Consider the following 25137-nt stretch of genomic DNA (forward strand, 5'->3'; position numbering starts at 1 on the left):
CGGAAAGCAAAGGATCGCAAAATGAGTAGGGTGGCTGGATCAAACGAAGATTTGGCTGCACCAACGACCTTTGGGCCACTTCTGCAGCCCACCTTTCGCTCGATCTGGCTCGCCACGCAGGTTTCAAGCCTCGGCTGGTTGATGCAGACTGTTGCCATCAGCTGGCTGATGGCAACGATCTCGACTTCCGATCTGATGGTTGCGTTGGTGCAGGCATCATCGAACCTGCCCGCTTTCGTCCTGTCCGTTTTTGCCGGAGCTCTCGCCGACAATTTCAGCCGGCGCCGGGTGATGTTCGCCGGTCGGTGCCTTATGGTGATTGCGTCCGCGATGCTGACCGCGTCCGTGGCGCTGGGCTTTGTCAGTCCATGGATGATCCTCGGCTTCAGCTTCTTGATCGCAAGCGGCGGTGCTCTCAATGATCCGGCCTGGCAAGCGTCGGTCGGCGATATCGTGGATCGACGCGATGTTCCCGCTGCCGTCACCCTGCTTTCTGTTGGCTTCAACACCGTCCGGACTGTGGGTCCGGCGCTCGGCGGCATTGTGGTTGCCTCATTTGGCCTTATGGCGGCATTCGCGGTGACCACGCTCACCTATTTCGTACCCTTGGCTACTATTTGGCGCTGCAAGTGGAAGGTTCGCTCGTCCCCTCTTCCCCGCGAGTCGATGAGGACGGCGATCTATGACGGGCTGCGCTTCACGGCGATGTCATCGGAAATCAAGGCAGCGATCGCGCGCGGAACCCTCTTTGGCCTGGCGAGCATTGCCATACTCGCGCTGCTGCCGGTGGTTGTCCGCGACCAGCTGGGAGGAGGCCCGCTTGCCTATGGCGCGCTCATGGCCGGCTTCGGAACCGGTGCCGTCTTGGCCGGCCTCTCCAACAGCCTGTTCAGACGGAGCTTGTCGCAGGAGCGACTGATGAGGCTTTCATGCGTCGCCTGTGCGGCGTGTTCTCTCTCCCTGGCACTGACATCTTCGATTGCCGTGGCGGCAATTGCACTCGCCTTGGGCGGCGCGGGCTGGGTGACCGCCTGGTCCGGGGTTGGTGTAAGCGTGCAGCTGGCGAGCCCGCGCTGGGTCGTGGGGCGCACCATCTCGATCTACTATGCTTTGATAGACGGCGGCATCGCGCTCGGCAGCTGGGTGTGGGGCACGGTGGCCGAAAACCATTCGCTGACCTGGGCGCTAGAGGGTTCCGCTGGAGCCCTGTTGATCGTCGCTGCAGCCGGCGTTCTCTTTCCGCTTCGAGAGCGCCGCGACTCCGAGCCCGATCCCTTAGAGGAATTCGATGCCCCAGCTGTCTCTCTCAATTTGAAACCGAGGAGCGGCCCGATCGTGGTCAAGATCGAATATCTGATAGCCGAGAGAAATCTCGAGGCCTTCCTCGACCTCATGCGGCAGCGGCGCCACGTACACAGCCGCGTCGGTGCTCGGAACTGGACGCTCCAGCGGAACCTGCAGAAGCCTATGCATTGGACAGAAACGTTTCGCACGCCGACCTGGACGGACTACCTTCGCCTCAATCATCGTCTGACGGAAGTGGACAAGGAACTGGACGAGCGTGTCTTTCAGCTGCACGCGGCCGAGACCCCACCTCAAATGACACTTTCCATCGAGCGGCCGACAAGCTCGGCCCGCAAGCCCGAGCACTCAGCTTTTCGCCATCCCCGTCATTGAAGCCTGGCCGGCATCTCTGTCATCAATCGATTGGCTACGAGCGCGACCGGTCAGCCCCGACCTTCAAGACCATCGACATCGAAGCGGCCGCGAGTTGCCCATAAAACATTACTGCACTCTTATTGTTTGTGACGCATGCGGGTGGTGAGCGGTTTTCACAGCCCATTTCCTGCTACAAAGCTAGCTGGACACTTGAACCACTGAATTGCCGATCAAACGCTCTCGGATACTGGTGCGAGTATGAAATCAAAGACAGGTTCAGGCTGGGCAGGCTTTGGCTCCCGCAGAACAACCGGGTAAGCTACGATCGCTTGGGCATGTGCAGCGAGCGCGGCAGGTGTCATTCCCAGTGCTTTCTCAAACAGGCCGCCCGGCACTCTCACCACCTGACGAAAAAGCCCTGCAGCTCTTGTCGCATGGCGCGCCGCAGCGACCCGCTTTCCCTCACGGATCTTCACGCCGGCCGCCGCCAACAGGATCAGTCCCTTGAAGAACAGGCGGTGCTGAGCGCTTTGTTTCGCAGCCTGCCAGAGAGGCTCCCAGGCTTCATGGGCTTCCCAGTAGTAGCCGTGATTGAAAAGGTCGATTCCCCATCGAAACACATCTGAGCCAAGCGCTTCGCCAACGGCGACGGTCACCGGATCTGATCGGTAACTGTGGCCCAAGGGATCACGCACCGGATGCGGATATTTGCCGGGCAGATACGCATAGCTCGGGAAACTTTTTTCGGGCAGCAGGCGAGGGCGAAACATAGGCCCAGCAAACATGAAAGTGCGTTAATGGGCAATTCATGCTGACCGCGTCGTGACAGGCAAGCAGTCTTAACGGGCTTGTAAAGGGTGGCGAGATTGGCCAAAACGCGCTTTGCCAAATTCATGACGTTGGGTAAGCGGCTGACGCAGGGAGAAGATATGATTTTGCGACTGAAGGAGCGGCTCGGCAAAAGGTTTGAGGAAGAAGTCCAATTCTTCAAAGGCTGGCAGAAGGACAAGAAGGGCGTGGGAGCCCTTATTCCCACTTCGGTTTATGCGGCACGCCGGATGGCAAGCGTGGTGAACCCACGGTCAGGATTGCCGATTCTGGAGCTTGGCGCGGGAACCGGTGTCATCACAAAGGCGATCCTCGCCAGGGGAATCAAGCCGCGCCAGCTGGTTTCAGTCGAATATTCCAGGATTTTCTACGACGGCCTGGTGCAACGCTTCCCGAATGTGGACTTCAGATTGGGCGACGCATTTGCGCTGGACGAAGCGCTGGGTGAGCGCAAAGGTGAACAGTTCGATTGTGTTATAAGTGCAGTCCCGCTGTTGAGCTTTCCAATGCAACAGCGTGTCGCGCTGGTTGAGGATCTGCTTGCCCGTATTCCTGCCGGCCGGCCCGTGATTCAGATCACATACGGACCTCTGTCGCCGGTGATCAAGATGCCAGACCGTTACGTGGTTTCCCACTATGACTTCGTCGTCCGCAACATACCGCCGGCACAGCTCTGGACTTATCGTCGAGCAGTCTAGCCAAATCTGGACGGTTTCCTTCTCTGAGGGTTCCGCTGAGTGGTGGCCTTGCACCCAAACAGGATGTGGAACAGAGCAGGGGCAGATGCCAGATTGCCAAGAAGACGACGCGGTCCTGGTTGATTTGACAGTGGGCGGGCCAAATGCGCTTGACAAAGCCGCGCCGGCCCGTTCAACCTGAGGCATTCACCAGGGGAGTCCCGGCAAGGGGCTGAGATACTGCTGGCTTTCGCGGCGCAGTGACCCGTTGAACCTGATCCAGTTCATACTGGCGTAGGGACGGTGCAAGCGCTTTGCGGGAGTTTACGCCCGAGGTCCTGTTTCGGCAGGTCGACAGAAGCGTCTTTTCATCCTTCCGGCACAGAACTGGGTCTCCAATGCATGAGCAAAGGAGCCTCAAGATGAATGCGCTTACCCCCGCCGTGTCGACGGGACCGCTGCCCGCCTCGCGGAAGATCCACAAGCCCGGCACCATCCACTCGCAGATCAAAGTGCCGATGCGCGAAATCTCCGTCCATCCGACAGCCGGCGAGCCGCCCGTTACCGTCTACGATCCGTCGGGCCCCTATACCGACCCGGCTGTCGAAACCAGCATCGAAAAAGGCCTGGCCCGACTTCGCCGCGAATGGATTTTGGCGCGCGGCGATGTCGAGGGCTGTGACGGCCGCCATGTCCGGCCGGAGGACAACGGATTCGCGACGGGCGAACGCCTGACGCCGGAATTTCCCATCCGCCACCGACCGCTCAAGGCCAAAGCAGGCAAGGCGGTGACGCAGCTTGCCTATGCGCGCGCCGGCATCATCACACCCGAAATGGAGTTCGTCGCCATTCGCGAGAACCTTGGTCGCGAGATCCTGCACGGCAAGCTTGAGCGCGACGGCGAGGCTTTCGGCGCGACACTGCCCGATTTCGTCACGCCCGAATTCGTGCGTGACGAGGTGGCGCGCGGACGGGCGATCATTCCCGCCAACATCAACCACCCCGAGAGCGAGCCAATGATCATCGGCCGCAATTTCCTGGTCAAGATCAACGCCAATATCGGCAACTCCGCCGTCACATCGTCGATGGCTGAAGAGGTCGAAAAGATGGTGTGGGCGATCCGCTGGGGCGCCGATACGGTGATGGACCTGTCGACCGGCCGCAACATCCACAACATCCGCGAGTGGATCGTCCGCAACTCGCCGGTGCCGATCGGCACGGTGCCGCTCTACCAGGCGCTCGAGAAGGTTGGCGGCATTGCCGAGGATCTGACCTGGGAGGTGTACCGCGACACGCTGATCGAACAGGCCGAGCAAGGCATCGACTATTTCACCATCCACGCCGGCGTGCGGCTGCATTACATCCCGCTGACGGTCGATCGGGTTACCGGCATTGTCTCGCGCGGCGGCTCGATCATGGCAAAATGGTGCCTGCACCATCACCGGGAAAGCTTCCTCTACGAGCACTTCGCGGAGATCTGCGACATCTGCCGCGCCTATGATGTGTCCTTCTCGCTCGGCGACGGCCTTCGTCCCGGCTCGATCGCCGATGCCAACGATGCGGCGCAATTCGCCGAGCTGGAAACGCTTGGCGAGTTGACGAAGATCGCCTGGGCGAAGGATTGCCAGGTGATGATCGAGGGGCCTGGCCACGTGCCGATGCACAAGATCAAGCAGAACATGGACAAGCAACTCGCTGTCTGCGGCGAGGCGCCGTTCTATACGCTTGGACCGCTGACGACCGACATCGCGCCGGGCTACGACCACATCACCTCCGGCATCGGCGCGGCGATGATCGGCTGGTTCGGCACCGCCATGCTCTGCTATGTCACGCCGAAGGAACATCTCGGCCTTCCCGATCGCAACGATGTCAAGATCGGCGTGATCACCTACAAGATCGCCGCCCATGCCGCCGATCTGGCGAAGGGTCATCCGGCGGCGAAAGCCAGGGATGATGCCCTTTCCCGCGCGCGCTTCGAGTTCCGCTGGGAGGACCAGTTCAACCTGTCGCTTGATCCAGAAACCGCGCGGTCTTTCCACGACCAGACCTTGCCCAAGGAGGCGCACAAGGTGGCGCATTTCTGCTCGATGTGCGGGCCGAAATTCTGCTCGATGCGTATTTCCCACGACATCCGCGCCGAGGCGCAGAAGGAGGGCATGGCGGCGATGGCGGCGAAATACCGCGAGGGCGGCGATCTCTACATGCCTGCGGGCGAGACCGGCGCACCGCTCATACCTCAGCCACGTGAGCCATCATGAAGGTCTTGGTCAAAGGGGCCGGCGTCGCCGGCCTCACCGCCGCCTTCGAGTTCGCCGCACGCGGCGTGGCGGTTACCGTTGCCGAGATAAGGCCTGCCCTTGGCGGCAATGCGTCGTGGTTCGCCGGTGGCATGTTGGCGCCATGGTGCGAGCGTGAAAGCGCCGAGCAGCCGGTGCTGGATCTCGGGCGCGGTGCCGCCGACTGGTGGGATGCCGCAACGCCCGGCCAGGTGACGCGGGCCGGAACGCTGGTCGTGGCCGCGCCGCGCGATGCGGGCGAGCTCGACCGGTTCGCCAGCCGCACGACGGGCTTTCGGCGCGTCGAGGAAGATGAAATTGCCTTGCTGGAGCCCGACTTAGCCGGCCGCGTCCGCCGCGGATTGCTCTTCGCCGCTGAGGGCCATCTTGATCCGCGCCAGGCGATGGCAGCACTTCATGACAAGCTCGCGGCCACGGGTGTTGAATTCCACTTCGGCGCCGACGCCCAGCATGTTTTTGGTTTCGATCGTCAGATCGACTGTACGGGAATGGCGGCGCAAAATGACTGGCTGCGCGGCGTTCGCGGCGAAATGCTCACCCTGCGTACACCTGATATCTCGCTGTCGCGCCCCGTCAGGCTGCTGCATCCGCGCTTTCCACTCTATGCAGTGCCGCGCACCGACCACCGTTTCATGATTGGTGCGACGATGATTGAAAGCCAGTCCGGCGGACCGGTCACGGCGCGCTCCATGATGGAGCTGCTGGGTACCGCCTATGCCCTCCACCCGGCCTTTGGGGAGGCCGAGATCGTTGAAACCGGTGTCGGCGTCCGCCCAGCCTTTCCCGACAATTTGCCGCGCGTCGAAACGAACGGTGAAATCATCGCGATCAACGGGCTCTATCGTCACGGTTTTCTCCTGGCTCCCGCCATGGCGCGCCAGGCTGCCGACCTGGTTTTCAGTCAAGACAGAACCAAGGAGCTTGCCCATGAAACTGATGGTCAACGGCGAAGCGCATGAGGTTGCCGCCACCACGCTAGAGGCGCTGCTTGCCGCGCTTGACTATGAGGGCGATTGGCTGGCGACGGCCGTCAACAATGACCTCGTGCACAAAGCCAACCGGGCGGAATTCCAGTTGAACGACGGCGACCGGATTGAAATCCTCTCGCCCATGCAGGGCGGCTAGGCCATGATCGAGCTTTATGAAGCCGAGCTTCCGTCCCGCTTGCTTCTTGGCACGGCTCAATATCCTTCGCCGGCCATCCTTGCCTATGCAGTCAGGGCATCGGGCACGGCGGTGGTAACCGTGTCGTTGCGCCGTGAAATGGCACGCGGCAGGGCTGGCGAAGAATTCTGGTCGTTGATCCGCTCGCTTGGTGTCAGAATCCTGCCCAACACTGCTGGCTGCCACTCCGTCAAGGAAGCGGTCACGACCGCAAAAATGGCGCGCGAAGTCTTCGGTACGAACTGGGTCAAGCTTGAAGTGATCGGCAACCACGACACCCTGCAGCCGGATGTGTTCGGTCTGGTCGAAGCCGCCCGCATCCTGTGTGAGGACGGTTTTGCTGTATTCCCCTATACCACCGACGACCTTGTCGTTGCCGAGCGGCTGCTTGCGGCGGGCTGCAAGGTCTTGATGCCGTGGTGCGCTCCGATCGGTTCCGCTCTCGGACCGATCAACATCACGGCGCTGCGCTCGATGCGCGGACATTTCCCTGATGTTCCGCTGATCGTGGATGCGGGGCTCGGACGGCCGTCGCACGCGGCAACCGTCATGGAGCTCGGCTTTGACGCCGTACTCCTGAACACCGCGGTCGCCAAGGCGGCCGATCCGGTCGGCATGGCGCGTGCGTTCGGCAAGGCGGTCGAGGCCGGTCGTGAAGCTTTCAGCTCGGGTATGCTTGAACCGCGCGACGTCGCCGTGCCGTCGACGCCGACAATTGGCAGGGGGGTTTTTTCATGAAGCTCGATCCCTTCTACCTGATCCTCGACAGCGCCGCCTGGATCGAACGGCTGGTGCCGCTTGGCGTTAAGCTGGTTCAGTTGCGCATCAAGGATAGGGACGAGGCCACGCTGCGGACGGAAATCCGCCGCGCGAACGACGTCTGCGCGGTCCATGGTTGCCAACTGATCGTCAACGACTATTGGCGCACGGCAATCGAGGAAGGCTGCGACTTCGTCCATCTCGGCCAGGAGGATTTGGCTGCGGCCGACCTGCTGGCGATTAAGTACGCCGGATTGAAGCTCGGGCTTTCCACGCACGATCATCTAGAACTGGAAACGGCCATCGCTGCCGAGCCCGACTATATCGCGCTCGGCCCCATCTATCCCACCGTCCTGAAGCAGATGAAATGGGCGCCGCAAGGGCTCGAGCGGATCAGCGAGTGGAAGCATCGGGTGGTACCCATTCCCCTAGTCGCCATCGGCGGCCTCAACCCCGACCGGCTCGACGGTGTCTTCGAGGCTGGTGCGGACAGCGCGGCGGTGGTCACCGACATCACGTTGAATGCCGATCCCGAAGCGCGCACGCGAGAATGGATCGAAAAGACAAAGCCATGGCGCTGAGGCGAGAACCGCATGTGCTTGTGGTCGGCGGATCAGACTCCAGCGGTGGGGCTGGAATTGCACGCGATATCGAGACGATCTCTTCCATTGGCGTGCGCACCTGCCTGGCTGTCACAGCGGTGACGGTGCAGACGCACGACGCCGGCATGGAAATCCATCCTTCGCAGCCCGATCTTGTGGCCGATCAGATGCGCGCCGCGCTGCAGGCCAACGAGGTGGCGGTAATTAAGATCGGCATGCTTGCAACGGCCGAGATCGTCGTTGCCGTCGCGGCTGTGCTACGCGAAAATCCACAGGTGCCGGCAGTACTCGACCCGGTGCTGGCCTCCACGTCAGGCCGGGCGCTGCTGGACGCAAGGGCCATCGCCGCCATGAAATGCGACCTGATGCCCCTTTGCCGTCTCGTCACACCCAATCTCATCGAGCTGGCGCTTTTTATTGGCTCAGAATTGGCGGTGGATGAAGACGGCGCAGTGTGGCAAGGCCAGGAATTGCTGGTGGCCGGGATGCAGGCCCTGCTGATCAAGGGCGGCCATGCATCGGGACTTCGATCGACCGATATTCTGTTGCGCTTGGATCAAGAACCAATCCGCTTTGACATGCCGCGCCTTGCCGTATCGATGCGCGGGACGGGCTGCATGCTGGCCAGCGCGATTGCGGCACATCTGGCAAAGACCTCACTCGAAGACAGCGTCCGCAAAGGCAAACTGTTTGTTTTCGGGAAGCTTCAGAAGGCAGCCGAATGAGTGACGCTGCCTCAGTCACTCTAATGCGACGGCGCGGCGATCAAGTCCATCCAGCGGTATGCAGATAGCGCCCTGCCGGCGGGGAGAAGACCGGCAGGTGCCCCCGCGCATAGCTCGCGACCATTTGGCAGCAGGATATTGGCGGCAGGCGGTGGTTTTACAGCAGCGCGGCGCGATCGCCCATTCGTTTTGCCAAGCCGTCATTGGGACGGCGTCCGAGACAGACTGGATCCGGCGCCTCCTTCTGAAAAGCCTCGAGAATAGCGATATCGATCCTGTCGGGCGGCAATTTTCGGGATTCCTGCGGTTATTTGGCTATTTCGCGCAACAATTATCGAAACCTGCCCGTCCGCACAAGCGCATTCGCAAACACTTGCGTGCCGATTCATGGTTCACTCCGACCATGCAGGGAGTGAGCCCAAAAGGGCCCGGATCAGGAGAAGAAAATGCGCGTCGGTTGCCCCAAGGAAATCAAGAACCACGAATATCGTGTCGGCCTCACGCCAGGCTCGGTCCGCGAATATGTTGCGCACGGCCATGAAGTGCTGGTCGAGACTGGTGCCGGTGCCGGCATCGGCGCCGATGACAACGCCTATCGTGCAGCCGGCGCCACCATTGCCAAGACCGCCGCCGACGTGTTCGCCAAGTCGGACATGATCGTCAAGGTCAAGGAGCCGCAGCCCAACGAGTGGGCGCAGCTGCGCGACGGCCAGATCCTCTACACCTATCTTCACCTGGCTCCCGATCCGGAGCAGACCAAGGGCCTGCTCGCCTCCGGCGTCACCGCGATTGCCTACGAGACCGTGACCGACGACCGCGGCGGCCTGCCGCTGCTGGCGCCGATGTCGGAAGTTGCCGGCCGCCTGTCGATCCAGGCCGGCGCCACGGCGCTGCAGAAGGCCAATGGCGGCCGCGGCGTGTTGCTCGGCGGCGTGCCCGGCGTGCTGCCCGGCAAGGTTACGGTGCTCGGCGGCGGCGTCGTCGGCCTGCATGCGGCCCGCATGGCGGTCGGCCTCGGCGCCGACGTTACCATCATCGACCGCTCGATCCCGCGCCTGCGCCAGCTCGACGACCTCTTCACCGGCCGCGTGCACACACGCTACTCGACCGTCGAGGCGCTGGAAGAGGAATGTTTTTCGGCCGATATCGTCGTTGGCGCCGTGCTGATCCCCGGTGCCGCGGCACCCAAGCTCGTCACCCGCGAAATGCTGTCTGGCATGAAGGAGGGCTCGGTCCTCGTGGACGTCGCCATCGACCAGGGCGGCTGCTTCGAGACCTCGCATGCCACCACCCATGCCGACCCGACTTACGAAGTCGATGGTGTCATCCACTACTGCGTCGCCAACATGCCAGGCGCTGTGCCGGTCACCTCGGCCCACGCGCTCGCCAACGCGACGCTTCATTATGGCCTGCAGCTCGCCGACAAGGGCCTGAAGGCGCTGGTCGACGACCACCATTTGCGCAACGGCCTCAATGTCCACAAGGGCAAGATCACCAACCGTGCGGTCGCCGAGGCGCTTGGCTATGAACTGGTCGAGCTGAAGGCGGTGCTCGCCGCCTGATTCGACTTCAATATTTCCTCCGTCAGCCCGCCGGTTCATCCCGGTGGGCTTTTTTTTGGCAAATTGGTGAGTGGCGTCTTCCCTCCCTTTCCGTGAACGACGCGGTGCAGGCTCGTCGGCCCGACATGCTGGTCGACGATGAGGCTGAACGTGCCAGCCGAAGTACACCGGCGCGACCGGACGCATCAAACGATGCGCGCAGCGGGGGACATAGGAAACGCCGACAGAACGGTGGCCCGGCCTCCGCGACCCCGGCACGAGCATGGTCGGTGGCTTATCGGCGCTGTGAAGACTGCCGGCCCATGACATGCACCTGCCGCTGGCACGGCTTTCGCGCGTGACTGCGAGGTAGGGCTTCGGTCCAAGACCATGTCCTCATCGCCCCTGGTGGCCTCGTACCAGGAAATCGAAGCGCGCAATTGGCCGGGGCGGCGGAGCCGGGCCTTTTCCGAGGACGTCAAGTCACGTTTAGGAAGGGCGCGTTGGAATTCGTGAGGCCCTGACAAATTCTCGCCTCAAGGTGTCCGCGCTCATGCCCCATTGTCCAGTGAATTTCCCGGCGTTGCCTGAGACGGTTCGATCCGCCAGCGGCTCGTAAACCCCAAGCCCCCCGCCCACGGGTCAGTGTCGGATCGACCAATCTCATTTGTGCGACGATCCAAAATGGCCGACGTCAGAAGCAAGAGCGATGCGCAAGCGCTTGACCGCCAGGTGACGATGGCGACCACGATATTCATCAAGCTAGAGCATGGTCGCCTTGGGAGGCTGCTCGAATTCAATCCGACGCTTTTCGGCATCCTTCTTTCGTTTGATGGTGTCGATACGATATTGGTCGATCCCATCAAGATCGCCCTTCATATCGGCTGGTATTGGAACTGGAATGGCCTTGGCGGACGCCATGTCATGTCCAGAACGCTCCGAAACTCGCTTCATGGCCCAATAGATTCGCTTGTGGTCTTCGTCCTCGACAACAACACCCTTCAGGCTCTGCGTTTTGACATCGCTGTTAAATCGCTCGACGACTTTCCCAAGCAGGATTTCTTCAACAAGCCTCTCCCAGGTTTCCCGAAGATCGGTGTAGAAATCCTTCGCCGACCTTCGCCAGGCATCGGTCGTGAAATCAGTGGCGCCGTCGAAGCTCTTCAGGCGCGTCTTGAGAGTGTCGATGCGCTTCGTGACAGACTGTGCGATCCACGGCTCGTCAGTTTCGCTAATCAAGCCAAAGCCAGCGGATTCGGACTTGTTGATGTAGTTTCGAACAAGAGGAATCGGCGGATTGGCCTGCGCGGCAGCGTCAACCACTTCATTGAAGAACAGAAGATTATGCGTGAAAATGATGATCTGACGTCCTGTGGCCGCTTCTTTCACCAGCCTTGCCGCGACCCGCCTGATCCGAACATGGTCGAGAGACGACACGGGGTCGTCAATGATTATACCTTGACGCGACGTGTCTCCTCCGACCTCGGCTAGGAAGCAGGCCAGGGCAAGCGCGCGCTGCTCTCCTTCGCTCAAGACCTTGCTGTTTGGGATTGCTTTTGCCGCGTTGAGCCCGACCTCGAAATAGCTCTGCCCATCCTGACTACGATCATTAACTGCGAACGGGATGTGCGTTAACGCCAGGGCCTCAATCTCGGCGACGACGCGCTTTTCGAGATTCTCCATGACGAGGCTTCGTCGAAGCGACGTCATCTGCCGTGACACCGAGCCTGTTTCGACAGCGTCGCAGCATGACAGAAGCTTGCGTCGCTCTTCGAGATTCGCCAGGCGCGCGACAACGATAGTGAGATCGTCGCCCAGTTTTTTCCGATCCTTGAGTGTATCGCGACGAGCTCTATCGATAGCGCGATTCCCGTCGTCGGCCGCTGCCTTGTCGTCTGTCAGCGCTTCGGCCTCTAGCGCCTCCGCCTCCGCTCGGACTTTCGATGCAACTGGCGCTGCAAGTTGCGGGAACGCAGCGTACTCGGATAGCGCAGCCGCGCCGGCAATTGCATCACGCCTTTTACCAGCGGCGACATAGTATGCCACGATCAGCGCCACCATCGCCTTGCGTGCGGCGGACAGATCGCCAAACTCTCCGAGAGCTGCCTCAACCGCCTCCGCGGTCGCAATGGCGAGTCCTTTGATTTGGCGAAGGGCCTGTTCATGGGCAAGAGATGCGACTTGCGCCGCCTTATTTGCGGCGCCCGTTACGAAGTCATTGAAGGACCGGATCCGCCCCGCGGCGTCTGCCGTCATCGGCTCCTGGCAGAGCAGGCAACGATCGCCTTCCTGATCTGGCAAGTGCTGATGATCGGTGCCAGTGACGCTTGCTGCATAGGCTCGGGCATGGTCGAACATAGACCGCCAGGGAGAAAGTCCAACGCCGCTCAACGGCATAGTCGCGAAGGCGCCTGAAGCGGCGAGGTGTGCAGCCTTTGCTGTCGAATCGGCCGTTGCATAGAGGTTACGATAAATCTCGACGGCGTCCGCTGAGAGAGCCGCGTCGATCTGTTCGGATGCTGTCAGCAGTTTTTCCAAGGCCGCCTTGGCACGCCGACGTTTTGTGGCCATCGTTGAAGGGTCGCTTGCCAGAGCCTGTTCGAGCCCAGCGAGATCAGCCATCTCCTGCTCCGAGAGCGCCGCGAGTTTTTTGATTTCGGCGGCGGAAGGCATCACGTCCTTTGACTTGATCTCGAGACGAGCCAGCAGCTTTGCGACCGCGCCGGCAGCTGTGTACCCACCTGGTAATGGTGTCTTTAGGTTCTTTTCGATCGCTTTGATTTCTTCGCGGAAGTCGGCTTCGAGCTCGCTGCGGTGACGTCCATGGCTTTCGAGAAGCGCGACGGTTGCGGGCAGAAAACCGATACGGTTTTGCTTGTCGACGTAGAGACGAGCGTTCGCGGAATCGAAAACGGAAATTCGGGCAATTGACGCCGGCGGCAGCGTTCCGTCCTTCCAGTTGATGGGCGTCGGTTCCGTAGCACCCTCTTCGAGAAACCGGACAAGGACCTCGGCCGGCGGTTTGGCGCCGATCTCGAACACGTTGCCAAGAAGATCATCCGCCGTCAGGCTACGGCAAAGCTTCTTCGCGATCCGGCAATAGCCGCTCTTTCCGCTTCCATTGTCGCCGTAGATAATGGTGATGCCATCGGTGGCGAAACGCAGTTGCTGCTCTTCGGCGAGGCGGTTCAAATGCTTGACGGGGCCGAGTGAGCAAAGCACCGCGCGCGGCTCGTTCGAACTGTTGGCCCTCAAATGCTCCGCCGAGAGCGGAGAACTTTCGGGCAGATCGACGGTAAATCCACCGACGTGGCGGACCTGAGCTGCTACACCGGCCTTATCCTCCTGCTCGAGGTTGAAGCCCGGCCGCACGGCGTGTCTTCTTAAGGCATCCCTGATCCAGTCATGCTGCTTATCCGCCCATTCCAAAAGTCCAACTTCGGCCATTCCTGCCCCCCCGAATCTTGTTATCATTATACTTGTTGATCTGTTCCGATTCTGTAAATTCGCACGTTGGGACAAACTTTCCTCGCGATGGCGCATAGGGTGCTGAAGATGCTCCAGGTAAATGAGCTGCCTCACCCCGCCACGTCAGCAAACAGCCGGAATGCTTTTGGCAGGCGGCAACGCGCACGGGAAAATAGAGCTGGAAGTGCGTACCTTTTGACAGTTTATGGGCGGACTTCGACCGCCACTCACCGATAGGCCTATAGAGGCTCGCCGTCCTTGTCGGGCTGGGCTCCGAGTCCGCGATAGGCGCCACGACCGACAGTCTGAAACGCGGCAGAGACGCATCGTCATCGAGCTGCGATGGCGCTCGCGCAGGCGCGTAGCGCTTGGTCCATGGCGACCCTTATCTGGGCGGTACCATCTTTAGAAATCCATGCCGCTGGACATAAGCAGCGACCATGCCAAGAATTTACTTTCAAATTCTGGCCGCAAAGTTCTATCGTAAATGAAATAGGGGACGGGGCATGGAAACGAGTTCGGAGACTGGCGATGCCGCCGGTATATCAGCCGCGCCCGTAATAGAAGTCGTGGCCGACATCGCCGTCAGCTTTACATATGCATCCTTCCAAAATGCTATTCCGGTGATCCGGTCTATCGCGCTCAACAACCCAACCCAGCAGAGTTTCGAAAAATGCACGCTCGAGCTGACATCAAACCCGCCATTTTTGCGCGCCAAGAGCTGGACAATTGATCGGATCCTTCCCGGCGATCGGCTGCCCTTAAGCGACCGAAAAATCGATCTCGACGCCAGCTATCTGGCCGGCCTCAACGAGGCTGAGCGCGGGGAGATAACGCTGCGCCTGACCTCAGGAGGCGCAGTGCTGGCCGAACAGCGCGTTGCGGTGCGCCTACTTGCTCGCGACGAATGGGGCGGCGTCATCGATATGGCGCAACTGCTGCCTGCATTCGTCATGCCGAACGACCCCGCGATCGCAGGACTGCTGCGTTCCGCAGCGGAGCGGCTCGCAGCGCATGGTCATGCCTCCAGCCTCGATGGCTATCAAAGCGGCAATCCGCAACGCGCATTCATGCTGGCGGCCGCAATTTATTCAGCCGTTGCTGGTCTATCCCCGCATTATGCAGAGCCTCCTGCAAGCTTCGAAAGCCGAGGCCAAAAAATCCGACGTCCCTCAACAATTACGGCGGAGAGGCTGGCTACCTGTCTCGATGCCAGTCTGTTGTTCGCCTCTGCCCTGGAGGCGACAGGCCTGCACCCAATCGTGCTTATGTTCCAGGGCCACGCTGCCGTCGGCGTCTGGATGACACAAAAGACGCTCGCCAACGCCATCGAGACCGATGCCATGGAGATCCGCAAGGCGCTGGCATCGCGCGAACTGATCGTGTTTGAGACGACAGGCGTAACGCATCGGCCGGCGATGACGCTGGAGGCTGCGCAACGAGCAATCGAACAGCGGCTCGACGAAACGCAGGTGGGCACCTTTGTCGCCGCCATCGATATCCGCCGCTCGCGTAGCGGCGGCATTACACCGCTTGCCTCGCACGAACCGATGCGTCGCAGCGTGGATACCGAAGTGGCAACCGAAATCGCGCTGCCGCTGCCAGCGGCACCGGCCGTGACAGCCCTGCCTGCCGACATCGTCGAGGTGAAGCCGACGACAGCTGCCGGGCGGATCGACCGCTGGCAGAAAAAGCTTCTCGATTTGACACTGCGGAACCGCCTGCTCAATTTTCCGGACTCCAAGAAGACAATTCCATTTCTTTGCACTGACGTCGGCTATCTCGAGGATCGCCTGATGGCGGGCGCTTCGATCAGGCTCATATCACTGCCCGAACAGAATCCATTGGGCGAGCGTGATGCTGGCCTCTATCGCGAAGTCCATGGACGTGACCTGCAGCGCGGTTTTGCAGCAGAAGCGCTCCTGCGCGACGAGCTCTCCTCGACGCTCGATGGACACCAATTGGAATCCCGCCTGATCGATCTTTACCGCCAAGTTCGCAACGACTTTGCCGAGGGTGGCGCGAATACGCTTTTCCTGGCGGTCGGCTTCCTGCGCTGGAAGAAAAAGCCGGAGGACGAGCGCAGCTATCGCGCGCCATTGTTGCTCGTACCGGTCAAAATCGAGCGCCGCAGCGCAACATCGCGGTTTACCTTGCGCTTTCATGAAGATGAGCCGCGGTTCAATGCGACCTTGTTGCAGTTTCTCGAGCGCGACTTCGAGCTCAAACTGCCACAGTTCTCCGGTGAGCTACCCGAAGACGAAAGCGGCGTTGATGTGCCGCGTCTGCTAAGTCTCATGCGTCAGGCAGTGCGCGACGTTCCCGGCATGGAGGTGGTGGACGAGACGGCGCTCTCGACCTTTTCCTTCGCCAAGTTTCTCATGTGGAAGGATCTGGTCGAGCGTACCGATGCGCTGCGCGAAAACCGCGTCGTACGACATCTGATCGACACGCCGGAGATAGCGTTCGAGGGCAGTGGCGCATCATTCCGGGACGAGCGCGAACTCGACCGGCACTATGCCCCCTCCGATATCGTTTCGCTGCTGCCGGCCGACTCTTCCCAGACCGCGGCAAGCCTTGCCGCCGCTGAGGGCCGCGACTTTGTCATCATCGGTCCTCCCGGCACTGGCAAGAGCCAGACCATTGCCAACATGATTGCCAACTGCCTTTCAGTTGGCAAAACCGTGCTGTTTGTGGCCGAGAAGACGGCAGCACTTGATGTGGTGTACCGCCGCCTGCGCGAACATGGCCTGGGCGCGCACTGCCTCGAACTCCATTCCAGCAAGGCGGACCGACGCAACTTTCTCAACCAGCTCAGGACCAGCTGGGAAAGTGGCGTGCGCGTGGACGCAGCCGAGTGGATTGCGATCAATGAGCGGCTTCGCGTCCGTCGTGACGAACTGAATACCTATGTCGAAGCGCTGCATCGGTGCCATGTCAATGGTCTCACGCCCTATCTGGCGCTTGGCATCGCTCTCAAGAACAAGCAACAGCACGCTCCGGGATTATCGTGGCCATCGCGCGATGGCCATGACGAGGCAAGCCGGCTGGCGCTGGAGCATATTGCCGCCGAAACAGGTCTCGCATTTCAGTCAGTGGAGATGCGACCAGTCTTGCGTCTCATAGATGTCACCGAGTGGACGTCAGGCTGGCAGGACAATTTGCTCGAAGGGGCAAAGACCCTCAAGAGTGCGTCCGAGGTTCTAGCCATCGCACTCGACGCCTTCCTGGTGAGCATCGGCCTGCGCGCCAAAGGCGATGCGTCAAAAGCAGAGCTCGAAGCGCTGCGAAAACTGGCAGGGGCGCTCCAGGACAGTGCCGGCTATGACGTCAGCATTGTCTTTGATCGAGATTTCGCCCAGTTACGGGGAGCCCTCGCGACTCTCAATGATGCAATCGGGGACTATCGCGCGTGTCGTACGGGCCTGTCGGCACACTATGACGAGGCTGCTGTTGCGGGCATACGGGTAGAGGACATAGAGCAGCAATGGCAACAGGCCGCTTCTGCGTTCTGGCCAAACAGTCAGTTGGGCAAACGCAAAGTCCAGAAGCTGCTTCAAGGCTATGTGACAGAGGGCGTGGCCGATCCTCAGCACGACTTGCCGCTGTTGCGCGTGATGCAGGACCGCCGCGCCACTGTTGAAGCCAACATCCTATCTGGCAAGCCGATCGGATTTGCCGCACTTGATACCGACACCCATCGTATCGATCAGATACTCTCGATCGCCGAAAGGCTTCGACAGACGCTACGCCTGCCTGGCCTCGGCACGGAGGATCTCAGAGCGCTCCTCCAAGCAATCGCCCCGAGCCTGCGAAGCGGTGAGGCAGATAGCACGATGCGCCACGGGGCAGCCCGCTTCCTTGCGGCTTCTACAGCATTCGAGGCTGCGAGGGCCCAATTTGCGATCGCGGCTGGAAAGACGCCTTCGTGGGCAGGACATGATAACCCGCTGACCGAATTGACGACGGCGATGGGAGACTTGCTCGATGTCCGTCATCTTCTGCGGGACTGGACTTCGTGGTGCGGCATTCGTCGCAGAGCTGTCAGCCAGAATCTGGGAGCGTTGGTCGACGATATCGAGGCGGGTCTAGTGCGACCAACCGAAGCTCAATCCGCGTTCCGCCTGGCTTATGTACGCTGGTGGCTGCCGGCCACGCTGGATGCCGATCCAGTGCTGCGAGATTTCCGCCGCTTCCAGCACGAGCACGCCATCGAAGATTTCCGGGAGATCGATGATCTAGTCCGCGCTCAAGCAAGCCTTCGCGTCATCAGTGCCATCGCTCATGGTTTGCCGGCTGTGCAAAGCGTCCCGCGCAATTCCGAGTTGGGCCTGTTGCGCCATCAGATGGAATTGCAGCGGCCCAGCAGGTCAATCCGCGAGATGATCGGCGCTATGCCGTCGAGCTTTGCCAAGCTCGCGCCCTGCATGCTGATGTCGCCTCTTTCAATCGCTCAATACCTACCCCCCGACCAGGCGCTGTTCGACGTAGTCATTTTCGACGAAGCATCGCAGATCACCACCTGGGACGCCGTCGGTGCCATCGCGCGAGCCCATCAAACCATTATCGTAGGCGATCCCAAGCAGTTGCCGCCCACCAATTTCTTTGGCCGCAACGAGGAGGACGAGGATGTCGTCGAACACGAAAAGGATCTTGAGAGCATTCTCGACGAAGCCAAAGCGGCCGGCATCCCGGTGCGGGACCTGCGCTGGCATTATCGTAGCCGCAATGAGTCGTTGATCGCCTTTTCCAACCATCACTACTATCAGAATCGGCTCATTACCTTCCCTTCCCCAACGGTGGAAGATCGGGCAGTGCAGCTGCGAAAAATCACGACCGGCATCTACGACCGCGGAAAAAGTCGCACCAACCGCATTGAAGCTCAAGCAGTCACCGACGAGGCGGTCAGCAGGATGCGGCGTTGGCTGGCCCTTCCAGAAAAGGACCGACCCACGCTCGGAGTCATCACCTTCAACGCGCAACAGCAGTCGCTCATCCTCGACTTCTTCGACAAGGCGCGACAGATGGAGCCGGCTCTTGAATGGTTCTTTGCCGACGATCGTATTGAACCCGCCATCGTCAAGAATCTGGAAAATGTCCAGGGTGACGAGCGCGACATAATCCTGTTTTCGATCACTTTCTCGCAAGACAACGCCGGCAAGCGCTCCATGGATTTCGGCGCGCTGAATCGGGACGGCGGCGAACGCCGGCTGAATGTCGCGGTAACGCGTGCACGGCAGGAACTGATCGTATTTTCAGGTTTTACCGCCGACCAGATCGAGCCCAACCGGACCAAGGCGATCGGTGTACAGCATCTCAAAACCTTCCTTGATTTTGCCGAGCGCGGCGCCGTGGCATTGCCAGCGCAGGAACGCGGATCGGTTGGGGCTTTGGAATCCCCATTCGAGGAGGCTGTAGCCGCCGAGCTTGAGAAGCGCGGATGGACCATCGTTCCACAAGTCGGCATTTCTGGCTTCCGACTGGATATAGGGATCCGGCATCCCGATCTCGCCGGCGCCTATCTGGCTGGGGTCGAGTGTGACGGCGCTGCCTATCACAGTTCTGCCACGGCGCGAGATCGAGACAAGGTCCGAGAGCAGGTCCTTCGAGGCCTCGGGTGGAACATTGTCCGGGTATGGTCAACCGATTGGTGGTTTGATCTCGAAGGTTGCACCGAGAGGCTTCATGCCAGCCTGGCCGCGCTGCTCGAGGAAAGCCGTCGCAAGCAAGCTGAACAACAGGAAAGTGAAGGGGCGATCCAATGGGACATGGGACATAAGATCGACTCCATAGACCCATTGCCAGCCGAAGAGTTTGCCTCGATCAGCGAACCTGAAGACTTGCCGGTGAAATTAGAGCCAGAACTTGTCGCCGCTCCCGTGGCAACGATAGAGCACCCATCAGCATCTGGAGCAATTTTGCCTGCTGCCGCGAATTCGACGCATGATTCAGAACCGTCGGACGATCGTTATCGCCTCACTGACCTATCAACATTCGCTACCAGCCCGGATCACTTTTACGACTTCGCCTACCGAGGCACTTTGCGGACCATGGTCGACGCAGTGATCCAACAGGAAGGTCCGCTGCGAGAAGACGTCCTTGCGCAGCGCATCGCACGGGCGCATGGCTGGCTCAGAACGGGCAACAAGATTCGGGAGCGTATCGACCTGCATCTGCGCGATTTCGATAGAACTGAAGAATCCAGCGGCAGCTTCCTATGGAAGAAGGGGGCGGTGGTCGATCTGCTTGATTATCGCATGCCGTTTGACGCCCATGCCCGCCGGTCCATTGCCGACATTCCAATCGCCGAGCTAGCCGCTGTCGTTGTCGTGAACAAAGACGTTCTGGAACAGTCCGACCCCGCTCTCGACCTTGCACGTCTGCTCGGTGTCGAGCGACTTGCGGCGATATCACGCTCCCGGCTGGATGAAGCCATCGATCGCGCCCGGCGCAACCTGGCATCGACATAGTCTCGGAGACTCCATGTTTCGATTCATCCACAGCTCCGATCTTCATATCGGCAAGCGGTTCGGCAACATGCCGGAGGATCTGCGCGGGCGGCTCCGTGAAGCGCGCCATGGCGCGATCAGCCGGCTGGCAGAGCAGGCACGCGTCCATGGTGCATCTACGATACTTCTGGCCGGCGATACGTTCGATACCGAAACGCCCACTCCAGCGATGTTGCGGCAGGCCATAGCCGAGATGAGCCAGAGCGCGCCCCTGCGCTGGATATTGCTGCCCGGCAACCATGATTCCCTGTTGGCTGATCAATTGTGGAGTGCAGCGGGCAGCGTTGTGCCGGACAATGTCCTGCTGGCGATCCGGCCCGAAGTCTCGACCATTGCCGCAGGCGTGGCGCTGCTGCCTGCCCCGTGCACGACCCGCCGGCCCGGTCGCGACCTTACTGAGTGGATGGACAGCGCCGTGACGCCGCAAGGCGCCGTCCGGCTTGGCCTTGCTCATGGCGCCATTCAGTCCTTTTCCGAGGATTCCGCAGCGTCCGACATCATTGCACCAGATCGCGCGGCCAAGGCCGGCCTCGATTACCTGGCGCTGGGCGACTGGCACGGCCCTGTCGCCATCAATGAGCGCAGCCGCTATAGCGGTGCGCCAGAACCTGACCGTTTCAAACATGACACACCCGGCCAGGCCCTTGTCGTTTCCATTGCCGGGCCCGGCGCCATGCCCGAGATCGCGGCCGTCGAGACAGCCAGCTTTTCCTGGAAAACCGCTCCCCTGCATCTGCTGTCTGGTGACGACAGCGCGGCGGCATTTGAAGCGTTGCTTCCACCGGCACATCTGCGGCGTCAGACTTTGCTGCGAATTGCCGCGTCTGGCCGGGTGCGGTTAAGTGAGCGAACCGTCCTTCAAGCGGCGGTCGCGGCAGCCGCGCCCGATTTCGCCTATCTGGAGCTGGACGGGAACGGGCTCGCGACCGACTGCGAAAGTGGCGATTTGGATCGGATCGATCGCTCCGGTGCCCTTCGCGAGGCAGCGCAGGCACTGTTGGATGAGAGCACCGACGAAACCCGGTCGGCTGTCGAACGCGACATATCGCGAGAAGCACTGGTTCGACTGTTCAGCTATTGCGAGGCGATGGGATCATGAAACTTACGGCCCTTCGGCTCCACAACGTCAAACGGTTCGCCGGGCAGGGCGTCGCCATCGAAAACATCGGCGACGGCGTCAACGTGCTTTGCGCGGTCAATGAGTTCGGCAAATCAACCTTCTTCGAAGCGCTGCACGCACTCTTTTTCCAGCCCCACACGGGAACGCCCGAAGGCGTGAGACTGTTGCGGCCTTATAGTGGGGGCAATCCGGTGGTGGAGGCCGACATCACCACTTCAAAAGGACGCTATCGGCTTGCCAAGCAGTTTTATGGAGGCAAGCTGGCCAGCGTTATTGACCTCGATCGGGGGCGACTGTTGGCTCAAGCCGATGAGGCCGAAGCCTTTATCGGCAAACTAATCCATGGCGGAAGCGCAGGACCGGCAGGATTGCTCTGGGTTCGCCAAGGGGTCACCGGCATCGAAAGGCGCAGCAAAAGCGAGGAGGACGGCGAAAAACGCGTGCGCGAAAGCCTATTGTCCTCGGTTCAGGGGGAAGTTGAAGCCCTGACCGGCGGGCGGCGCATGGCCGAAATCACCGCGGCGTGCGAAGAAGAACTCTATAGCCTGGTCACATCAACGCTGCGTCCCAAGAGTGGTGGTCTCTATGCGGCAGCGCTGGATGAGCGTGATAAGCTGCTGAAAGACGAGCAGCGTCTCAGCGCCGAAGTCACCGGTCTGCGCGATGCGCTCGACAAGCGGCGCATGGCGTTGGCGCGTCTGTCTGAGCTTGAAAACCCCGAAGAAGGCGCTACCCGGCGGGAAGGCATCTCGGCCGCCGAAGCCGCGGTCGAGGCCGCCAAATCGCACAGCGAAGCCCTGAAGGCTGCTGAAGCGGAAGCTGCGCTAGCGGCAATTCACCACGACGCGGCGAAGCAGGCCCTCGATAGTTTTCGGACCGCGCTCAAACGAGCCGCCGATTTGCGCGAGCAGTCGGCGATTGCGCAGCTTCGCCGCAGTGAGGTTCTCGATCGTCGCGCTTCTGCCATAGCCGAAAACGAACAAGCGATGGCCGAAGTTCAAGCAGCCGAGCAGGAAGAGCGCGAAGCTCGCGAACTGCTGGCGCGGCTGGATGCGACCCTCTTGGCGCGCGACGCAGCCGAACAACTGGCCAGCCTACACAACCGGTTGAAACAAGCCGAAGTCGCCAGAACCCAGATCGCAGACGGAGAGGCAGCGCTGGCGATGCTGGCGGTGCCGGAACAGGCTGTCGAGCAGCTGCAAGCGCTCGAAATCGAGAGCACCAGCCTTCGTGCAGCTCACCTGGCAACCCTGCCGACGCTATGCATGGAATACCGGGACGGCGCCGCCGATTTGGTGGCCATCGATGCCAAGCCTTTGGCCCATGGAGAAGACCGAAGCTTTGCTGGCACCGTGCGCCTGGATATTGCTGGCATCGGAGCTTTGACCCTGCGCTCAAATCGGCCGCAGCAAGCCGACCGGACCATCGAAGAAACCGAAGCAAAGCGCTACAGCTTGCTTGCGGCCCTTGGTGTCGACAGCCTCATGACGGCACGCCAGCGCCTGGTTGAAGCGCGCGACAAGGCCGCCGAAGTGGGCTTGGCGCGTCAGCGGCTCGGCGATCTCGCGCCCAAGGGAATTCAGCAATTGCACGAGGAGCTTGCCCGACTGAGCGCCCTCGCCGCCGGGGACCTCGAACTTAAGGTCGATTCGCAACAAATCCGGCAACACCATGCAGCAGCCCAGCAGCGTGTGACGACAACACGCAACAATGTGCGCGAGGCCCTGCCCTTGCGCAGCCATGCCGACGAGGCCGTCATGGCCGCGGAGACGGCTTACGTGACCATCCAGGCGGAACTGACCAGCCTCGAGGTCATATTGGGACCTGATGCAGCACGCGAGGAAAGGGAGCGCTTGCTCCTCACCGAAGCCACCGCCCGACAAACTCTGCGCGAAGCGGCCGAAATGCGCGCTGCGCCCCTGCGCGAAGGCGCTCACGATCTCACCAGCGCCGAAGCCGTTCTGCGCCGTGCCCGCTCGGTTCAGGATGCAGCCACGCAGGAGGCAGGTCAGTTGCGTGTAACTCTTGCCGATCTCAATGGCCATATTCGCACCCGGTCCGAGGACGCGGTGGAAGAAGCTTGGCGAGAGGCCACAGAAAAATTGGAAGTCGCTGAAGCACGAGCGAGACGCTTCGAAAGCGAAAAGGCCGTCCTCGACAGGCTGCGCACGACGCTGGTCGCTGCGCGCTCAGCGGCACGCGATCTATATCTCAAGCCGGTCATGTCCGAGCTGCGGCCACTGCTCAGACTGCTATTCGACGACATCTCCATAGTTTTCGACGAGAATACACTGTTGCCGCAGACCGTTCGTCGCAATGGTCAGGACGAGGATGTCGAGAGGTTGAGTGGCGGCATGCGAGAACAGCTTTCGGTTCTGACCCGGCTGGCTTTCGCCCGTCTGCTGGCCAGCGACGGCCGACCCACACCGGTTATTCTTGATGACGCGTTGGTTTATTCCGATGACGACCGCATTGAGCGCATGTTCGACGCATTGCATCGTCAATCACGCGATCAACAGATTCTCGTTTTCTCCTGCCGCCAACGCGCGTTCGCAAAACTCGGCGGAAACATTTTGCGGATGAGCGACTGGCAACCGGATCGATCATAAGCGGAGATCGCGCAGCCTCAGCTAGGGCGACGGCAACTCGTATCGTGTTACGATGGCATTGCCGTTTTCGATCTCGATTTCGATAACCTCATTGATCAGGAATTCCTCTGGGCCAAAATCTTCGAGGAGAGCATCGAAGAGCTCTCTCTGCTTTTCAGGCCCGACCTGAGGGACGACGATGATCAGGCCGGCGTGAACCGGTTCTTTGGCATAGAGCTTCCTGAAGTCCTTGGCATTGTTGGTGACGAAGGTGAAATCCTCCTCGACAATGAGGGGCATGAGGTCCCAGTCGGTTTCGCCGCTTAGCCCAAGCCAGTTGACGTGGTTTGCTTCATGTCCGCGTTCTTGGGCTACCGCAACCAGAGACGTGTGCAGGCACTCATCGATCAGAAACCTCACGAGGTCACACGCGTCTCGACCTGGCCGACGGACGTGGGTCGCCCTTCAAGACCACGCGCTTCAACGACTTGATTTTCACGCCCTTCTCGAACAGCTTCTTGGGGCGTCCACGAACAGGGTGCGCGGCGACCCACATCCTGGCGAGCTCTATCACGCGCGGCGTGAGCTTTGGATATCCCTCCAGAACCTCCGCTTCATCTGCGCCTTGCGCTAGCATCGTCGTGATCATGCGAACAGGGATGCGGGTTCCTTTGAACACAGGCTCTCCGCCCATCACCCCTTTAACGCGGCCGATGGCAGCCTCTGCCTCATCGAGATCGACAATGCGCGCTTTCAGTTGTTTACGCGCCTCGGCGACGTCGACGATCAGCAGGTCGTCGGCCCTTACGGTCTTGGCCTTTGGGGCAGCTTTGATTTCCTCGAACAGGCGGTGGCGACGATCAGCGGGCAATGTCGCACCCACGCCATACCAAAGCTTGAGCCGCAGCAAATCCTCGCCGGTCAACGCCCGTCGAACCACCCCACCGACGCGCCGAGCAGTGCTCGGCACAGTATCGACAATGCGTTTGTCGATCGCATTGTGTACCGCCTTGATGCCGATCCCGCTGACGGCGGCAGCCTCTGCGGGGGTATAGATGCGAGCAAGCGCGCCCATTATTCTTCTCCTTGCAAAGAATAATATAGGCCGTTCGACTTCCTTCGTAAAGGCACGCGTCTTTGGAATCACGGGGTTAGCAAAGGCGGCGGCGAGCCAAGAGGCCTCACAAACCCGTAAGGCTC

16 protein-coding genes and 1 riboswitch are annotated in these 25137 nt (G+C 60.6%); of the genes, 12 read left to right on the forward strand and 4 right to left on the reverse strand.

The window, feature by feature from the left end; translation table 11 throughout:
- Nucleotides 1-21 precede the first annotated feature (21 nt).
- Nucleotides 22-1677 carry an MFS transporter gene (locus NKH17_RS18705; RefSeq protein ID WP_352971781.1) on the forward strand — a complete coding sequence of 552 codons (1656 nt, stop codon included), beginning with the start codon at nucleotides 22-24 and terminating at the stop codon, nucleotides 1675-1677.
- A gap of 212 nt (nucleotides 1678-1889) precedes the next feature.
- Here NKH17_RS18705 and NKH17_RS18710 read toward each other — a convergent pair whose 3' ends face one another.
- Nucleotides 1890-2429, reverse strand: a complete 540-nt coding sequence (locus NKH17_RS18710; protein ID WP_352971784.1) for a DUF309 domain-containing protein — start codon at nucleotides 2427-2429, stop codon at nucleotides 1890-1892.
- Nucleotides 2430-2588: 159 nt separating this feature from the next.
- On the opposite strand from NKH17_RS18710, the gene pmtA reads away from it, so the two are divergent.
- The 8 genes from pmtA to ald all read left to right on the forward strand — a co-directional run bounded on the left by pmtA (nucleotide 2589) and on the right by ald (nucleotide 10273).
- Complete coding sequence (gene pmtA / locus NKH17_RS18715) at nucleotides 2589-3185, forward strand: phospholipid N-methyltransferase PmtA (protein ID WP_352536261.1); 597 nt, start codon at nucleotides 2589-2591, stop codon at nucleotides 3183-3185.
- A gap of 181 nt (nucleotides 3186-3366) precedes the next feature.
- Nucleotides 3367-3483, forward strand: a riboswitch (TPP riboswitch).
- 103 nt (nucleotides 3484-3586) lie between these two features.
- Nucleotides 3587-5422 (forward strand): phosphomethylpyrimidine synthase ThiC, encoded by a 1836-nt coding sequence (gene thiC / locus NKH17_RS18720; RefSeq protein ID WP_352971787.1) that lies wholly within the window; start codon nucleotides 3587-3589, stop codon nucleotides 5420-5422.
- Complete coding sequence (thiO, locus tag NKH17_RS18725; protein WP_352971790.1) at nucleotides 5419-6420, forward strand: glycine oxidase ThiO; 1002 nt, start codon at nucleotides 5419-5421, stop codon at nucleotides 6418-6420. The genes thiC and thiO overlap by 4 nt, the downstream gene beginning before the upstream one ends.
- Nucleotides 6389-6586 carry a sulfur carrier protein ThiS gene (thiS, locus tag NKH17_RS18730; RefSeq protein ID WP_031253541.1) on the forward strand — a complete coding sequence of 66 codons (198 nt, stop codon included), beginning with the start codon at nucleotides 6389-6391 and terminating at the stop codon, nucleotides 6584-6586. The genes thiO and thiS overlap by 32 nt, the downstream gene beginning before the upstream one ends.
- A gap of 3 nt (nucleotides 6587-6589) precedes the next feature.
- Complete coding sequence (locus tag NKH17_RS18735) at nucleotides 6590-7363, forward strand: thiazole synthase (RefSeq protein WP_352971794.1); 774 nt, start codon at nucleotides 6590-6592, stop codon at nucleotides 7361-7363.
- On the forward strand, nucleotides 7360-7965 hold the full coding sequence (locus tag NKH17_RS18740) for a thiamine phosphate synthase (protein WP_352971797.1): 606 nt from the start codon (nucleotides 7360-7362) through the stop codon (nucleotides 7963-7965). Before NKH17_RS18735 ends, NKH17_RS18740 begins: the two co-directional genes overlap by 4 nt.
- Nucleotides 7956-8711, forward strand: a complete 756-nt coding sequence (locus tag NKH17_RS18745) for a hydroxymethylpyrimidine/phosphomethylpyrimidine kinase (RefSeq protein ID WP_352971800.1) — start codon at nucleotides 7956-7958, stop codon at nucleotides 8709-8711. Before NKH17_RS18740 ends, NKH17_RS18745 begins: the two co-directional genes overlap by 10 nt.
- A gap of 446 nt (nucleotides 8712-9157) precedes the next feature.
- The gene (gene ald / locus NKH17_RS18750) at nucleotides 9158-10273 is read left to right on the forward strand and encodes an alanine dehydrogenase (RefSeq protein ID WP_352971803.1); all 1116 of its coding nucleotides are present in this window, start codon (nucleotides 9158-9160) and stop codon (nucleotides 10271-10273) included.
- 741 nt (nucleotides 10274-11014) lie between these two features.
- Here ald and NKH17_RS18755 read toward each other — a convergent pair.
- Nucleotides 11015-13699 carry an AAA family ATPase gene (locus NKH17_RS18755; protein ID WP_352971806.1) on the reverse strand — a complete coding sequence of 895 codons (2685 nt, stop codon included), beginning with the start codon at nucleotides 13697-13699 and terminating at the stop codon, nucleotides 11015-11017.
- Nucleotides 13700-14226: 527 nt separating this feature from the next.
- Between NKH17_RS18755 and proA the strand changes: the two genes are divergently transcribed.
- From proA to NKH17_RS18770, 3 genes are read left to right on the forward strand one after another with little or no spacing between them, the layout of a single operon-like run.
- Entirely contained in the window at nucleotides 14227-20190 is a 5964-nt protein-coding gene (gene proA / locus NKH17_RS18760; protein WP_352971809.1) for an anti-phage protein ProA, read from the forward strand.
- Between the two features lie 13 nt (nucleotides 20191-20203).
- A complete protein-coding gene (locus NKH17_RS18765; RefSeq protein WP_352971812.1) occupies nucleotides 20204-21328 on the forward strand; it encodes a metallophosphoesterase family protein in 1125 nt (374 codons plus the stop codon).
- Complete coding sequence (locus NKH17_RS18770) at nucleotides 21325-23958, forward strand: AAA family ATPase (RefSeq protein ID WP_352971815.1); 2634 nt, start codon at nucleotides 21325-21327, stop codon at nucleotides 23956-23958. Before NKH17_RS18765 ends, NKH17_RS18770 begins: the two co-directional genes overlap by 4 nt.
- A 21-nt stretch (nucleotides 23959-23979) precedes the next feature.
- On the opposite strand, the gene NKH17_RS18775 is transcribed toward NKH17_RS18770, so the two are convergent.
- Together NKH17_RS18775 and NKH17_RS18780 are read right to left on the reverse strand one after the other, a co-directional pair.
- On the reverse strand, nucleotides 23980-24357 hold the full coding sequence (locus tag NKH17_RS18775; RefSeq protein WP_352971818.1) for a DUF5615 family PIN-like protein: 378 nt from the start codon (nucleotides 24355-24357) through the stop codon (nucleotides 23980-23982).
- 4 nt (nucleotides 24358-24361) lie between these two features.
- Complete coding sequence (locus NKH17_RS18780; RefSeq protein WP_258598851.1) at nucleotides 24362-25012, reverse strand: DUF433 domain-containing protein; 651 nt, start codon at nucleotides 25010-25012, stop codon at nucleotides 24362-24364.
- Between the last annotated feature and the right edge of the window lie 125 nt (nucleotides 25013-25137).

The sequence above is a fragment of the Mesorhizobium sp. M1334 genome (assembly GCF_040317995.1).
GTDB lineage: Bacteria > Pseudomonadota > Alphaproteobacteria > Rhizobiales > Rhizobiaceae > Mesorhizobium.

Excerpts from the sequence above, each read along its gene's own strand:
- NKH17_RS18705 (WP_352971781.1), top strand. The coding sequence starts at position 22 with ATGAGTAGGGTGGCTGGATCAAACGAAGATTTGGCTGCACCAACGACC.
- NKH17_RS18710 (WP_352971784.1), bottom strand. The coding sequence starts at position 2,429 with ATGTTTCGCCCTCGCCTGCTGCCCGAAAAAAGTTTCCCGAGCTATGCG.
- pmtA (WP_352536261.1), top strand. The coding sequence starts at position 2,589 with ATGATTTTGCGACTGAAGGAGCGGCTCGGCAAAAGGTTTGAGGAAGAA.
- thiC (WP_352971787.1), top strand. The coding sequence starts at position 3,587 with ATGAATGCGCTTACCCCCGCCGTGTCGACGGGACCGCTGCCCGCCTCG.
- thiO (WP_352971790.1), top strand. The coding sequence starts at position 5,419 with ATGAAGGTCTTGGTCAAAGGGGCCGGCGTCGCCGGCCTCACCGCCGCC.
- thiS (WP_031253541.1), top strand. The coding sequence starts at position 6,389 with ATGAAACTGATGGTCAACGGCGAAGCGCATGAGGTTGCCGCCACCACG.
- NKH17_RS18735 (WP_352971794.1), top strand. The coding sequence starts at position 6,590 with ATGATCGAGCTTTATGAAGCCGAGCTTCCGTCCCGCTTGCTTCTTGGC.
- NKH17_RS18740 (WP_352971797.1), top strand. The coding sequence starts at position 7,360 with ATGAAGCTCGATCCCTTCTACCTGATCCTCGACAGCGCCGCCTGGATC.
- NKH17_RS18745 (WP_352971800.1), top strand. The coding sequence starts at position 7,956 with ATGGCGCTGAGGCGAGAACCGCATGTGCTTGTGGTCGGCGGATCAGAC.
- ald (WP_352971803.1), top strand. The coding sequence starts at position 9,158 with ATGCGCGTCGGTTGCCCCAAGGAAATCAAGAACCACGAATATCGTGTC.
- NKH17_RS18755 (WP_352971806.1), bottom strand. The coding sequence starts at position 13,699 with ATGGCCGAAGTTGGACTTTTGGAATGGGCGGATAAGCAGCATGACTGG.
- proA (WP_352971809.1), top strand. The coding sequence starts at position 14,227 with ATGGAAACGAGTTCGGAGACTGGCGATGCCGCCGGTATATCAGCCGCG.
- NKH17_RS18765 (WP_352971812.1), top strand. The coding sequence starts at position 20,204 with ATGTTTCGATTCATCCACAGCTCCGATCTTCATATCGGCAAGCGGTTC.
- NKH17_RS18770 (WP_352971815.1), top strand. The coding sequence starts at position 21,325 with ATGAAACTTACGGCCCTTCGGCTCCACAACGTCAAACGGTTCGCCGGG.
- NKH17_RS18780 (WP_258598851.1), bottom strand. The coding sequence starts at position 25,012 with ATGGGCGCGCTTGCTCGCATCTATACCCCCGCAGAGGCTGCCGCCGTC.